This window comes from Paraburkholderia edwinii (genome assembly GCF_019428685.1).
In the GTDB taxonomy this organism is placed as follows: domain Bacteria; phylum Pseudomonadota; class Gammaproteobacteria; order Burkholderiales; family Burkholderiaceae; genus Paraburkholderia; species Paraburkholderia edwinii.
Genome location: NZ_CP080095.1, coordinates 1,690,205 through 1,704,271 on the forward strand (window position 1 = coordinate 1,690,205; position 14,067 = coordinate 1,704,271).

The 14,067-nt window shown below is 60.7% G+C and carries 15 protein-coding genes and 1 tRNA gene; 11 read left to right on the forward strand and 5 right to left on the reverse strand.

Features of this window, described 5'->3' with window-relative positions; all coding sequences use genetic code 11:
* The first annotated feature begins 23 nt into the window (after positions 1–23).
* The 11 genes from KZJ38_RS07555 (at position 24) to KZJ38_RS07600 (ending at position 10,710) form a co-directional block, all read left to right on the forward strand.
* Positions 24–4,988: a hypothetical protein gene (locus tag KZJ38_RS07555; protein WP_219799479.1), complete on the forward strand. Its 4,965-nt coding sequence runs from the start codon at positions 24–26 to the stop codon at positions 4,986–4,988.
* 70 nt (positions 4,989–5,058) lie between these two features.
* Positions 5,059–6,486 (forward strand): phage tail fiber domain-containing protein, encoded by a 1,428-nt coding sequence (locus tag KZJ38_RS07560; RefSeq protein WP_219799480.1) that lies wholly within the window; start codon positions 5,059–5,061, stop codon positions 6,484–6,486.
* An 11-nt stretch (positions 6,487–6,497) separates the two neighbouring features.
* Positions 6,498–6,917, forward strand: a complete 420-nt coding sequence (locus KZJ38_RS07565; RefSeq protein WP_246641682.1) for an XkdW family protein — start codon at positions 6,498–6,500, stop codon at positions 6,915–6,917.
* Positions 6,918–6,930: 13 nt separating this feature from the next.
* Positions 6,931–7,149, forward strand: coding sequence for a hypothetical protein (locus KZJ38_RS07570; protein WP_219799481.1), 219 nt, complete (start codon positions 6,931–6,933; stop codon positions 7,147–7,149).
* Positions 7,118–7,423 (forward strand): hypothetical protein, encoded by a 306-nt coding sequence (locus tag KZJ38_RS07575; RefSeq protein WP_219799482.1) that lies wholly within the window; start codon positions 7,118–7,120, stop codon positions 7,421–7,423. Before KZJ38_RS07570 ends, KZJ38_RS07575 begins: the two co-directional genes overlap by 32 nt.
* Positions 7,423–9,225 (forward strand): phage terminase large subunit, encoded by a 1,803-nt coding sequence (gene terL, locus KZJ38_RS07580; RefSeq protein ID WP_219799483.1) that lies wholly within the window; start codon positions 7,423–7,425, stop codon positions 9,223–9,225. Before KZJ38_RS07575 ends, terL begins: the two co-directional genes overlap by 1 nt.
* A 2-nt stretch (positions 9,226–9,227) precedes the next feature.
* On the forward strand, positions 9,228–9,434 hold the full coding sequence (locus tag KZJ38_RS07585) for a hypothetical protein (protein ID WP_219799484.1): 207 nt from the start codon (positions 9,228–9,230) through the stop codon (positions 9,432–9,434).
* Positions 9,434–9,901, forward strand: a complete 468-nt coding sequence (locus tag KZJ38_RS07590; protein ID WP_219799485.1) for a lysozyme — start codon at positions 9,434–9,436, stop codon at positions 9,899–9,901. The genes KZJ38_RS07585 and KZJ38_RS07590 overlap by 1 nt, the downstream gene beginning before the upstream one ends.
* Positions 9,898–10,266, forward strand: coding sequence for a hypothetical protein (locus KZJ38_RS07595; protein WP_219799486.1), 369 nt, complete (start codon positions 9,898–9,900; stop codon positions 10,264–10,266). Before KZJ38_RS07590 ends, KZJ38_RS07595 begins: the two co-directional genes overlap by 4 nt.
* Positions 10,211–10,378 (forward strand): Rz1-like lysis system protein LysC, encoded by a 168-nt coding sequence (lysC, locus tag KZJ38_RS37090; protein ID WP_425518334.1) that lies wholly within the window; start codon positions 10,211–10,213, stop codon positions 10,376–10,378. Before KZJ38_RS07595 ends, lysC begins: the two co-directional genes overlap by 56 nt.
* Complete coding sequence (locus tag KZJ38_RS07600) at positions 10,375–10,710, forward strand: hypothetical protein (protein WP_219799487.1); 336 nt, start codon at positions 10,375–10,377, stop codon at positions 10,708–10,710. The genes lysC and KZJ38_RS07600 overlap by 4 nt, the downstream gene beginning before the upstream one ends.
* A gap of 51 nt (positions 10,711–10,761) precedes the next feature.
* On the opposite strand, the gene KZJ38_RS07605 is transcribed toward KZJ38_RS07600, so the two are convergent.
* The 5 genes from KZJ38_RS07605 to KZJ38_RS07625 all read right to left on the reverse strand — a co-directional run bounded on the left by KZJ38_RS07605 (position 10,762) and on the right by KZJ38_RS07625 (position 14,061).
* Complete coding sequence (locus KZJ38_RS07605) at positions 10,762–11,784, reverse strand: site-specific integrase (protein ID WP_219799488.1); 1,023 nt, start codon at positions 11,782–11,784, stop codon at positions 10,762–10,764.
* A 107-nt stretch (positions 11,785–11,891) separates the two neighbouring features.
* A tRNA-Val gene (locus KZJ38_RS07610) sits at positions 11,892–11,966 on the reverse strand.
* A gap of 48 nt (positions 11,967–12,014) precedes the next feature.
* A complete protein-coding gene (gene dnaQ / locus KZJ38_RS07615) occupies positions 12,015–12,776 on the reverse strand; it encodes a DNA polymerase III subunit epsilon (protein ID WP_219799489.1) in 762 nt (253 codons plus the stop codon).
* A 30-nt stretch (positions 12,777–12,806) separates the two neighbouring features.
* Positions 12,807–13,253: a ribonuclease HI gene (gene rnhA, locus KZJ38_RS07620; protein WP_219799490.1), complete on the reverse strand. Its 447-nt coding sequence runs from the start codon at positions 13,251–13,253 to the stop codon at positions 12,807–12,809.
* The gene (locus tag KZJ38_RS07625; protein WP_219799491.1) at positions 13,243–14,061 is read right to left on the reverse strand and encodes a class I SAM-dependent methyltransferase; all 819 of its coding nucleotides are present in this window, start codon (positions 14,059–14,061) and stop codon (positions 13,243–13,245) included. The genes rnhA and KZJ38_RS07625 overlap by 11 nt, the downstream gene beginning before the upstream one ends.
* Positions 14,062–14,067 lie beyond the last annotated feature (6 nt).

The following is a 14,067-nucleotide window of genomic DNA, read 5'->3' on the forward strand; positions in this document are numbered from 1 at the left end:
GGGTTCAACCAGCCCGCCGTGCAATGCGTACTCTCTACTTAGGAGTGTTTATGACAGCACCTATTGGCGTCCGCAATAACAACCCCGGCAACCTCGTCTACGGCGCAGGCTTTGACGGCGAGGAGGAAGGAGAAGGTGGGTTTGGTTCGTACCCGACTCCGGTTGCGGGTGGCTCGGCCTTGATCAAGAACCTAGTGGCCTACAGCACGAAGCACGGCTTGAATACGGTCGAAGGGATCGTCGGTCGCTGGGCACCGCCGAACGAGAACGATACGAACGCTTACGCAGCGAATGTTGCTAACTCGCTAGGCGTTGGCGCGACGGACACGTTGAACATGCAGGACCCCGGAACCCTCGCGAAGCTCGCGACAGCTATCTCGAAGCAAGAGGGCAACGGTGCGGTGTACAACGCGGAGTTCTACTCGGCGCTCACCGGCAACAACCCCGAGCTTGCTGCCTACATCGCGTCGGCGAAGCTGCCCGCGTTCAGTAAGTCGATGGCTCGTGCGAACGCGTACCGCAGCAATCCTAACGCGTCGGGTGAGCCTGCAATGAATGTCGATGACACGTCGGCAATCGATGCGGTGTGGAATCAAGGCCCGGTGATCGAGCAGGCAGCAGCGTTGCAAGCGGGGCAGGAACTCGCAGCACAGACGCGCTGGGCAGGTATGGGTGAGTCGTTCGTCGATGCGCTGGTGAACGGTACGGTCACAGGTGCGCTCGTGGACATCACGCAGCGTGGCGAAGCCGACCCGAACTTCAAGATCACGCCGGAACTGTTCGATCAGATGACGCAGAACGGCGTGTTGCAGAACAAGGAACTGTCCGACTACGTGTCGGGTGCGATCAACACCGACGACTTCAACCGTCGCATGGAACTCGCGCAAGAGCGTGCCGACTTCTTTCAACGCGCAGCCAACACGAGCGGACTGCAAGCGATGGGTAACGGTGCGTCGCAATTGCTCGGAGGCATGGCCGACCCCGTGGCCGTAATCGCGACGATGGGCGCGGGCTGGGCAGCGTCGGCGGCGAGGGCTGGATTCACGACGACAGCACTGTCGCGTGCTGTCAGTGGCGCGGCGGGCGGTGCAGTTGGTAACGTCGCAGTCGGCGCATTCGTCGGCGGCGCGCAGAATCAAACGCTCGGCTGGTCGGACATTCTCTCGCAGGGCATCCAAGGTGCAGCGCTCGGTGCGTTAGGGCATGCGGCATCGGCTTACCACGACCCGGTGATGGCTGGCGTAGGTGAGAACTTACAGGAGACGATGAAGCGCGGTCTCGACAACGACTGGAATAAGGGTCGGCAGAACCTCACGAATCCGCTGAATGAATTCGACAATGGACTGAGCACGTCGATGTCGGACTACAGGACGGCGCGGCATGTGAACGCCACGAACGAGCCTGACTTCGCACCGCGTGCGAATCGTGCGTCCATCGCTGAATCACTTGGCTATGCTCCCGAGCCAACCCTTCCTGATGCACGATACCAAGCCCTGCACGACAGCGGCGTGGTCATGGAGTTGCGCTCCGCTGACGACCTGAAGCGTGTGTCGGCATTCCAAGCCAAGTACGGGACTGATATCCCGGAGGACGCGAAGGCGTTCTACAGCCCGCAGGACGACCGCGTGTACGTCTTCCGTGATCGACTCACACCGGAGGAAGCAGCGGACCCACAGGGCTTGCTGATGCACGAGGTAGGCGTCCACTACGGCCTCGAACGATCGGTTGGCACGGAGCGGTATAACACCCTGCTTGAATCTCTCGATACATCGACGGACCCGAAGGTCCTTGAAGCTAAGGCACGCATCCCGGCTGATACGCCTGCGTACCTGCGCGGCGAGGAGACGCTGGGTTATCTCGTCGAGAAGCACCCGACACTCGGTGTCGTGCAGAGCATCGTCAGCAACGTGAAGAACTGGCTGCGCGAGAACATCCCGGCCTTCCGTCGCATGTCGCTCACCACGAACGATGTGATCCAGTACATCAAGGGTTCGCTGAAGAACGTGCAGCGCGAGGGTCGCCTGTCTTCGGACCTGACGCTCCCGTACGTATGGCACGGTTCCCCTGTGGCTGGTATCGATAAGCTCGACCTCGCGTACGCGGGGACCGGTGAGGGTAACGCCGCGTTCGGTTTCGGTCACTATGTCACGACCGAGAAGGGCACGGCCATCGACTACCGCAACAAGGAATCAGCACGACGCGGACTCGACGGTAACGAGGGTGGGCTGTATCAATTGAAGATGCTCGCGGACCCGGAACAGATGCTTGCGTGGGATCGACCGGTATCGGAGCAGCCGCAGCTACACGAGGCGCTGCAACGCGCTGGTGTGCGCGACCTGTCAGGCACAGGTGGTGACGCGTACGACCGCTTGACGAAGAAGCTCGGAAGTCAGCAGTCCGCGTCGGACGCACTGAACGCGGTAGGCATCCCCGGCGTGAAGTACGCGACGGGCCGCTCGCGTAGCAGCGAAGTCGTGAACCACAACTTCGTCCTGTTCTCGAACGACCACCTCGACATCACGAATCGCTACTCGCGCAACGTGAAGCCGATGTACCCGAGCAACGCAGGCCCGGTACAGCTTCGTCTGTCGAAGGCCGCACAGGACGTTACGGATGCAGCGCGTGCGTGGGATGACACCCCGACGCCCGAGAGCAAGCTGCAACGCGAGCGACTGTCTAACTGGTACAACGAGCAGCGCGTGAAGCTGGGCGCTGACAAGGTATCGACTTGGATCGACTCGCCGGGTCTTATCGTGCAGCGCTCGGCATCGAAGGTCGCACGCTTCATCGGTGCGCACCTGTTCGAGGACGGCACCGGGATCGGTAAGCGAGAATCGACGGTGGCCTTGCAGTACGAAATGATGCAAGCGGGCTACAAGCACGCTGCACTCCCGACGATTCAAGAGAACCTGACCAAGGGCTTTACGGCGGCAGAGAAGTTGCAGTACATGCTCGGCTTCGGCAAGGCCGCAGAGGACCGCGTACATCGCGAGGTGGCAGTCGAGAGGTTGGCGCATCGCGCAGCGAACGAGGCCGGTGTGAAGTTCCAATCGACCGCGCCCGCGCACATTCAAGCGATGGCGAAGGCACTCGACGACTTCTACGACAACGTGACCTCGGACGGCAAGCTCGCAGGCAACCCGTACGCCGAGGCGGTACGTGGCGGCGGCTTCGTAGGCTTCATGCCGTACGCGTGGGATTGGGAGACTATCTCTCGCGCCTACGGCGGCGACCAGCCGCGCTTTGCCGCGTTCCATGAGAACCTGACGCAGCAGTACACGGAGCGCGTCGTCGATCCGGCTGTGACTGACCTGCTGAAGAAGAACCCGCAGGCCACGCCTGCCGAGGTGGACGCACTGCGTAACAAGCTGAAGGCGAAGGTCGCGGACCTCGTGGACAACAAGGTCTCGATGTTGATGGCCGACCCGCAGTCGCGCATCGAGCACTTCGACAATGCGTTCGAGACCATCGCCGGCGACCTGCTGAAGGAGAACTTCGACGGGCAGGTAATCGACCCGACGTTGTTGCAGCAGTTCAAGGAGCAGCTTGCAGACATCCGCAAGGATCGCTCGCGCACTGAGCTTGACCTGACGCGTGAAGTAAACGGCGTGTCGCTGCTCGACTTCATGGACTACAACGGCGAGCGCATGGTCACGCAGGGTGCTCACAGGTTCGCTGGTCTGAACGCGCTGGCTCGCAAGGGCTACATCGACATCGCCGACAAGGACGGCGCAATCGAGGCAGCACGTAAGGACGGCGCGACCCCTGAAGAACTGCAAGCGCTCGACTTCGGCTTCCGTGCGTTCGGCATGGGGCAGCTTCGCAATTCGGAGCGAGCAGGCTTCGCCACGCTGCGCAACTTCACGTACGCGGCGACGATGGGCAAGCTCGGATTGTCCGTGCTGGCTGATGCGTCGAATGTGGTGGCCGCGAGCGGCATGACCGGGTTCTTCCGTGCGATGGGCAATGCGTTCAGCAAGGACAGCGAGTTCCTGAAGCAGATGGCGATTGATGCACCGTCACTGCTGGGACAGGACTACCGGTTGCATAGCTTGACGCCTGACATGCACGCTGAAGGTCGGGTGATGATCGGCGAAGGCTCGAACCTCAACCGGGTCTCGCAGCGCGCCGCGCAACTCACGTCGTACCTCAACGGTTCGAACCTGATTGGCAAGATGCTGCATCGGGGCTTCCTGCCCGTGTTCGCGGAGGACATGCTGCGCACGATCAACGGCGAGGCCGGTGGCATGACTACGCGTCGCTTGGCCGATGTTGGCCTCGACAGCGGAATGCTCGCCCGCATCAAGGGGCAGCTGGACCAGTTCGACGCAGGCCGCGAGCGCGGTGGGCGTATCAATTGGGACAAGTGGGACGACCAAGAGGCGGCAGACATGCTGGTCGAGGCGATGCACCGAGGGACGTTCCAAACGTTCCAACGTGCGATGGTTGGCGAGGCCCCGATGTGGCTGTCGGAGTCGAAGGCCGGTGCGCTGTTCGGTCAGTTCCGTCGCTACGGCATCGTGTCCACAGAGAAGCAGCTTGCCCGCAACGTGTCCATCGGCGACACGAATTCGATGGCTGCATTCGCGTTCGGTACGACGTGGGCCGCGATGCTGTACTACTCTCGGCTGCAACTCAACACGCTGGGCAAGACGGACGCGGAGAAGGCGAAGTACATCAAGGACAACACGGGCGGGTTCAAGCTTGCTGCGGGCGTCTTCACGCTGATGAACATGAGCGGCGTGTTACCTGACGCGATCAACCTCGGTGAACTGGTGTTCGGTGGCAACTCCTACCAGCAGACCAGTGGCTCGCCGGTCGCGTCGATGGGCTACCTCGGTAACGTCGGCAAGGCCGCGCATTCGGTCGGCTCGCTCGTGACCGGACAGAGCACCAACCACGGTACTGACTTCCGCAACATCCTGCGCATCGCCCCGCTGTCGAACTCCATCGTCGGCACGTACATCAGCAACTCCTCTCGCCACTGATTCGTAGGAGGCCCGCCTGTCGGGCTTCCCGCGAAACAGGTTCCTTCACGACACAACCAAGGAGCTTTCAATGGCTGCAAACGAACTCGGCCCGTGGATTAATTCTGCGGGCGAGGGCGGCGTGCGGAACTCCATGCAGGAGTTTCCGGGCGCGGGTACGAACGGTCCCTTCGAGTTCAACTTCGCAGGGGGCTACATCGACCAGTCGCACGTTAAGGCGTATCGGTACGACCCGATCAGCGCTCAACAGTTCGACCAGACCCTCACCTTTGTTGGACCCAATCAAGTAACGACCTCCGATGTGATCCCCGAAGGACAGTTTGTAATCGTCTATCGGGATACACCGAAGGACAAGCCTCTAGTCGATTACAGCGAAGGCGCTGTGATGGACGAGGCCAACCTCGACAAGAGCAACGATCAGGCGATCTTCGCTGCGGCTGAAATGGTGGATCGTTTCGATACGATCAACACGTCTAGCACCGACGCTATCAATCGCTCAGTCGAGGCATTGAACAAAGCGAACACCGCGATTGCGGATTCGGCGACAGCGGTCTCGACGGCCAACAGCGCGAATACGACTGCGGGACAAGCGAACACGAAGGCCGACACCGCAGTAGCAACTGCGAACGACGCACACGGCATCGCTACCGGTATCGACGGCAAGGCGCAGCAAGCACTCGACAATTCGGAAGAAGCAGTAACCACGGCCAACGAGGCGTCGGATACGGCTAACGGTATCGACGGCAAGGCTCAGACCGCGCTCGATAACTCGACGGCGGCAGTGGCTACAGCCAACGCAGCGAGCACTAAGGCCGATACGGCGCTGACCACGGCTAATGGATTCCAGACTCAGATCAACACCGCTAACTCTAACGCGAGTTCTGCGGTAACGACCGCTAACGCAGCAAACGCAACCGCTAATGCGGCAATGCCGAAAGCGGGAGGCACATTTACGGGCGCTGTTGCCGGAACGTCGATGACCGTCACCAGCTTGACGGTAAACGGGCAAGCCGCCATCTCTGGTGGCTTGAGGATTAGCGGCAGAAGCTATCTAGCAAGTGATCCGACGCTAGGTCTTGGGTTCTTGAACTCGGCCAGTACGGCGTGGAATTTCTATGTGAATGACTCAAGTGGCGCGGGAACATTTCGTGGTTCACTGACCTGCGCCAGCGTTGCAGCTAATGGCAGCATCACGGCGCAAGGCAACTTGCTGGCTACGGGTGTCGTGTACTCAGGTAATGGTGCAGCCTATTTGGCAGCGAATGGCGACGTTGTTAGCGGAATCTACGTGGGCGGGTCGGTATGGCAAGCACTAGCTCAGAAGTCCCCAACTAACGTACAGATTCCTCATGCAGTCGGCGTCTCTGAAATCGGACCGTTGTCTAACGGTACGGTGGATGGTGGCAACCCGTGGGTAGTGCAGGGCGGTAGGTCACTCGGTGGGTCGTCTACAGCCAATGCAATCTGGCTTCGCGTCGTATGGTTGCGCACACCCTAACAGGAGCATTAATGGATACGCCAATCATGACGAATGACGAACTGCTCGCGATGCTCCAGATGGAGTACCCCGACGCGGTTCCCGGTAAGGACTATCTGATCGTCGTCACGTATGAAGACGGTGTGAACCAATCGGCGCATGCGCGCCTGTGGCAATGGACGCATCCGACGATTCCGCGACCGACCGACGAGTTCTTGAACCAGAAGTGGGCTGACAACCATCCAAAGGTTCGGGAGTGGAAGGACGGCGACTACAAGCGCGCAGAGCGCAACCGTCGCCTGATCGCCGCCGACGCTCTCGTAGAGAGAGCGATTGACAAGCAGGACGCCGACGCAGAGCGCGCAGCGCGGACATACCGCCAAGCGCTTCGAGACGTACCGCAGCAGGATGGATTCCCAAACTCATTCGAGTGGCCTTCTGCGCCTAAATGAATTAGGAGAACGTATGGAAGCCGGTGACATCACCGAACTCTTTAAGACCGGTGGGAAGTGCGTCGCCGGTTTCACGATTGGTCACTTGACCGGGGAGCAGATCATCACAGCCCTTACGGTCGCGTATCTGGTCGGTCAGTGCATCGTGCTCGCGCCGAAGGTGTGGGCCACGGTCAAGAAGCTATTCAAGAGGACCAGCAATGTCGAAAGCAACACAGGAGGCTCTGAGTGAGTTGCACGGCGTTGTAGCCAAGGAACTCACCCGACGCATTAATGAGAACGAGGCGTCCGCTGCCGACATCGGCGCGGCGATCAAGTTCTTGAAGGATAACCACATCACCGCAGCAATCGAGGACAACTCGCACCTCAAGGACCTCAAGAAGAAGCTCGACGAGAAGATCGCGTCTCGAAGTGGCAAGGTAGTGCCACTGACCAAGCGTAATGCGCTGCCTGCCGAGACTGACCTCGACGAGATTCTTGAAGGCATCGAGAGGAGCGCTATGTAATGTCTCAACGCGAGAGTCCCGAACAGGCACTCTTGCGATGGGAAATGTTGGAGTTAGTGCAGAAGGCGTACCCCACGTTCGAGCCTTTCCTCGAAGACGTGATGACGGAACTCGGCTTCAGCACTACTCGCATCCAAAAGGACATCGCAGAGTTCCTTGAACATGGCCCGCACTACCTGATGATTCAGGCGCAACGCGGGCAGGCAAAGACCACTATCACCGCAGCCTACGCTGTCTGGTGTCTGATCCACGACCCGCGTGAGGTCGTGCTGATTCTCTCGGCAGGCGGAACGCAGGCTAACGAAATCTCAACGCTTATCGTCCGTCTGATCATGACGATGGACGTGCTTGAATGTCTTCGCCCTGATCGCAACGCAGGCGACCGCACCTCGGTCGAGGCATTCGATGTGCACCACTCGCTGAAGGGTATCGCCAAGTCGCCATCGGTGGCTTGCGTTGGTATCACCGGCAACTTGCAAGGTAAGCGTGCGGGTCTGTTGATCGCAGACGACATCGAGTCGCAAAAGAATGCTCTGACCGAACATCAACGTCAGGTGCTCCTTAATCTGACTCGCGACTTCCCGTCTATCTGCCAAACCGGGCGAATCATCTACCTCGGTACACCGCAGTCGATCAACTCGATCTACAACACGCTACCCGGTCGCGGCTACGCAGTCCGTATCTGGACGGGTCGCTATCCGACTACTGAGCAACGCAAGAACTACGGCACGATGCTCGCGCCGATGCTCGTGCGAGACATGGAGTTGGACCCGTCGCTCACGCTTCCGAAGTGGGGGCCGTTGGGTGATCAAGGCGCACCGACTGACACCGAATTGCCTGCGGGTAACGAGGAGTACCTGTGCAAGAAGGAAGTTGACCAAGGCCCGAGCTACTTCCAGTTGCAGCACATGCTCAACACGAAGCTCTCGGACGCGGATCGCTTCCCGCTGAAGCTGCGCAAGATCATGGCGGTTCGTATCGTCGGCGAATTGTATCCGATGACGGTACAGCCGGGCCTGCTCGAACACGAGTGCATCGAGTACAGCATCAACGGCACGACGTACACGATGAACGTACCGTCCACGCTCGGTGACGAACGCGTGCGAATGCAGGGCATCGTCATGCACGTTGACCCTGCGGGCGGCGGCAAGAACGGCGACGAGACCGGCTACGCAGTCGTGGGCTTCCTCAACGGGAACATTTGGGTGCTCGATGTCGGCGGCGTGCCGGGCGGGTACTCAGTCGATGGCTTCAAGAAGCTCGCGAACATCGCACGAGATTGGAAGGTCAACCGCATCCGCATCGAGAAGAACTTCGGCTTCGGTGCGTACTTGCAAACGTGGTTACCGATCCTGCGCGGCGAGTACGTGGCCGTGAACAACGGCGACGGACCGACCGGGTGTGCGCTCGAAGAAGTGTACGAGACCGGGCAGAAAGAGCTTCGCATCATCGACACGCTTGAGCCAGTCATCGCACGCGGCTCGCTGATCTTCAACGATGCCATCGCTCGTAAAGAGGACGCGTCGCTTGCGGCGTACTCGCTTGAGAAGCGACCGACGTACAGCCTGTTCCACCAGATCGAATACATCACCCGCGACAAGAAGGCCCTCGTCCATGACGACCGCCTCGACGCGCTCGCCGGTGCTGTCGCGTATTGGGTGGCTCAACTCGGCATCGACCAGCAGAAGGCAGTCGAGAAGCAACGAGCAGAGGAGTTCGAAGCGTGGCGTAAGAACCCGCTTGGACGACCCATCACCACGCCTCCTCGCGGAGGTTCCCTAATGAATCGCTACAAGAGGTAACTATGGACTTTGTGTCGCTTCCCGACCTGCGCCGTGTTGTGCGCGGCTTCGACCTTCGTATCGACGCGGCTCGCGCAATCTCGCACATCGAGCTTGCCAAGGCCAACGGCTCGACGGACCTGCAACCCGCGACTGATCTTCGCAACTTCTTCAACGCATGCGCTGCTGCGTGCGACGCAGTGATCGGCGACGAGGGTGGAGGCGCGTAATGGCTCGTGTCAGCCCGCGCATCATCGCTGCGGCGCTGGCGGTCGTCATCCCCTTCACCATCGGCTTCGAGGGCACCAAGCAGGTCGCCTATCGTGACCCGGTTGGAATCGCTACCGCATGCACCGGCCACACCGGACCGGACGTGCGGGTAGGGCAGGTCTACACGACCGAGCAATGCACGCAGCTTCTCAACGCCGACGAGCGCGCCGCGATGGATGCGGTGCTCGCTCTCACTACCGGCCCGATCAACGCCAACGAACTAGCCGCACTCACTGACTTCACGTTCAACGTGGGGCGTGGCGCGCTGGCTGGCTCGACACTACGTCAGAAGTTCAACGCGGGCGATCATCGCGGCGCGTGTGAGGAACTGAAGAAGTGGGTGTACGCGAAGGTGAAGGGCAAGGCCGTGAAGATGAATGGCCTCGTCAAGCGACGGCAGGCCGAATACGAGGTATGCACCCGATGACCCCGACGCAGATTCTAGAACGCATCATCGCCGCGCTGTTGGGCCTGCTCGTTGTAGTGGGCCTCGGCTTCGCGGTGTACATCGAGCACGAGCGAGCAGACAAGGCCGAAGAAAAGGTCGTCTCACTGTCGGCTTCGCTCGCGGCATCACAGGCAGCACTCGACGCGTTCAAGACGGCCCAAGCCGCAACGCAAGCTCGTGCGGCCACGAACCAGAAGAAGGTGGACAATGCGCTCGCCGCGAACCCTGATTGGACTCGCACTCCTGTGCCTGACGACGTGTTTAACAGCCTGTTCGGCAACCGTCCCAATGCAGCCGCCGCAAGCGCTGCTTCAGACGTGCAAGGAACCGGGCCAACCAAGTGAGCACACGCTGGGCGGATTGGTGCAGTCGATCCATGACTACCAGACCGCGCTCGACAACTGCAACGATCAGCTAACCGGCCTCCGCGCTTTCTACAGCGAGGGGTCCAAATGAAGCGAACGATCACAGTTCCGCCGTACGGTGTGAAGGTGACGTTCACCGATAAACCTAAGACCTATGGCGTGCTCCGTGATACGGAGGCACCGGTCGGGGCGGCGGGGATGTGTGGTCACGACGGCTACGGCAACTTCGTGGTCGGAGTGTTCGACCGCAAGCCATCGACACTGGTGCACGAGTGCGTGCACGCCAGCATCATGATTCTCGGGATGGTCGGTATCGACGTACGCAATGACAACGGCGAAGCAATGGCCTACCTGACCGATTGGCTATGGTCATCGGGCCAATGCCTCTGCGACGCGAATACAGAGCCTACAGCGGGACAGTAGACGGCAGGGTACACAACCCTATGCCCAATCTACGCAAGCCCGCTGTAGGGCTTAATTAAGCTTCGCAGCCAGTTTCTCGGCGGCGCTGACGTGTACGTACCGTTCGAGAGAGGAAAGAGTCCTGTGCCCGGTGATCGATTTCACCTCGGCGATGGTCAGTCCCTTTTCGAACAGCCGCGACGTGGCCTCATGCCGCAGGTCGTGGAAGTGCAGGTCTTCGATGGCGGCGCGTTCGGTCGTACGGATGAACGCACGCTTCACTGCCTCGGTAGTGAGTTCGGGGAACACCCGGCCCTTGACGTGATTCTCTGCGCCTAGGTCCGCAAGCACCTGACACGCGACGTTGGACAGCGGGATCACCCGGTTCTGTCCGTTCTTGATGTGGTAGTCCTTTGACATGACGAGTTGGATTCGCCGTCTCTTGATGTCAACGTATTCCCATTTCAGATTCACTAGCTCGGCCTGCCGCATCGCGGTCTCAAGGGCGAGGATGATGATTTGCCTCATGTACCCGCCACGCGTTTGCTTGGCCGATTGCATCAGCCGCTCCTCCTCACCGGGCCGCAGTCGCCGCTCGCGGTGAGGTGCGCTCTTGGGTCGCTCAATGGCGTGCACCGGGTTCTCGATCAACTCGATGCCCCACTCGGCGCGGCCCTTCTCGATCACATGGCCGATCAGGTTCAGTTCGCGATTCACCGTCGAGCCTGAGACCTCTTTGAGCCGCTGGTCACGCCAATGCGCGATCACCGACTTCGTGAGGTTGATCGGGCTGTACTTTGCCAGTTCGGATTCGATCAGGACGTTGAGCCGTATGGACTCGATGTCACCGCCTTGCTTATTGGGCGACACCTTGTCGCGGTACGTCTCGAACAGTTCCTTCATCGTGACGGCGGCGGCGAGCTTGGTCGAGCGGAAGTTGCCCTTGCGCATCGCTTCTTCGACGGCGTGCGCCCATTGCTCGGCTTCTTTCTTGGTGGGGAAGGTGCGTGATTGGGCCGGAAATCCGACCTTGCGAATCTTGGCCTGCCACGTAGGTTTGCCCTCGTGGTCGCTACGCTCTGCGATGGTAGCCATGTTGAAGTGTCCCGTAGTTGTCCCGTTGGAGTTTCCACACTAGCACGGGACAGGCTATGTGTCAACTTTCCAACGGGACACCGCCTTGCTGGGCGGGCCTACGAAACTGGTGGGTGGTAAGGAGATCGAATCCCTGACCCCTGCCGTGTGAAGGCAGTGCTCTACCGCTGAGCTAACCACCCGAAGAGCTGTGCATTATGTCAGAGCTTCATGGCTCCGTAAAGGGTTTTTTAAGCGCTCTGCGCGTCCGCATGCGCGGCAACAGCGGCGTCCGCGGGCGGCGCGGGTTCGATGCGCCAGACGCTCACACCCTTCATTGCTTTGTCGAGATCGTTCAGTACCGCTTCGTGCGCGGCCAGTTCGTCGTCGGTGGCCGCGAGCACCGGCAACTCGAGCGCCTCGAGCACGACGCCGGTCGTCAGCGCCGCGCCGGCTGCCGCCGTATCGCCGATCATGTCGATGACGAGGCTTTCCTGGCCGCGCGTCATCGCGAGATACACCTCGGCGAGCAATTCCGAGTCGAGCAGGGCGCCGTGCAGCGTGCGGTGCGCATTGCTGATGCCGAAGCGGTCGCATAACGCGTCGAGCGAGTTGCGCTTGCCGGGGAACATCGTCTTCGCCTGCACGAGCGTATCGATGATGCCGGTGCCGCAGTGATCGCAGAAGCCCGGCAGTCCGAGCAGCGAAAACTCGGCATCGAGAAACGCGATGTCGAACGGCGCGTTGTGAATGATGAGCTCGGCGCCTTTGACGAAGTCGACGATCGCATCGGCCACTTCCGCGAACTTCGGCTTGTCGCTCAAAAACTCGGTCGTGAGGCCGTGCACCGCGAGCGCGCCCGGATCGCTATCGCGCTCAGGGTTGACGTAGAAGTGCAGATTGTTGCCGGTGAGCCGCCGGTTCAGCAGCTCGACGCAGCCGATTTCGATGATGCGGTCGCCGCTCTTCGCATTGAGGCCGGTTGTTTCGGTATCGAGGATGATCTGACGCATGTCGGAATAGGCGGTGTAGGCGGTTGTTCTTTACAGGTCGGCGAGCGCGGCCACGCCGCGATTCGCCAGCGCATCGGCACGCTCGTTTTCCGGATGCCCCGCATGGCCCTTCACCCAGCGCCATTCGAGCTGGTGTTGCACGACGAGCGCATCGAGCCGTTTCCAGAGATCCGCGTTCTTCACAGGCGTCTTCGCGGCCGTCATCCAGTTCTTCTTCTTCCAGCCGTGAATCCATTCGCTGATGCCTTTCTGCACGTACTGCGAGTCGGTGTGCACGATCGCCTTGCATGGGCGCTTCAAGGCTTCGAGCGCGGCGATCACCGCCATCAGTTCCATCCGGTTGTTGGTGGTGTTCGCTTCGCCGCCGAACAGTTCTTTTTCCTGTTCGCCGAAGCGCAGGATGGCGCCCCAGCCGCCGGGGCCCGGATTGCCCTTGCAGGCGCCGTCGGTGAAAATTTCGATCAGATCAGATGTCATTGTTGTTGCGTGTATTGGGCGTGGCAGCCGGTGCGAGGCCGGGGGCGAGCACGGGTTTTTTGACCTTGACTGTGCCGACGAGGCGCATGGCGCGCACGCGCTTGATCGCCGTCACCATGTACGAGGCGCCGAAAATCGGCCACCAGCGGTCGCCCGCGGCTTCCATGAACGCGTAGCGGTTGAGCCACACGTCGCTGACGAGGGGCGGACGATAGCAGCCGAAGCGTCCGCGATCAAGGTCGAAGCCTAACAGCTTGATCCAGTCCTTGAGGCGCGTGAAGGCAATCAGGTCGTGCGCGGCGGGCACGAAAGGGCGCCCCGTCATCTTGCCGACCGATTGCCGTGCGCCCCATAGCGACAACGAATTGAAGCCGAGAATGATGAGCTGGCCCTCGGGCATCAGCACGCGTTCGGCTTCACGCAGCAGCCGGTGCGGGTCGCTCGTGAATTCGAGCGTGTGCGGCATCACGATCAGGTCGACGCTTTGCGCTTCGAACGGCAGATCGAGCAGATCGCACCACACGGTGCTGCGTGCAGGCGGCGAGTGGCGGCCGGGCAAGCCGCCCGCCTGGCCGTCGGGCAGCAGATACGGCGCGCTCGAGCCGCTCGCCGCGTCGAGCACGAGACCGCGCCCCGGCATGCGGTTTTCACGCAGCGCGTCGAGTTGCGGCAGGCCGAGTTGCAGCGCGTGAAAGCCGAACACGTCCGACACGACCCGGTCGAGCTGCGCCTGCTCCCACTGCAGCACGTAGCGGCCGGGCGGCGAGTCCGTCCAGGCGGGCCAGTCTATAATCGATCGGTCAGACATGTTAAA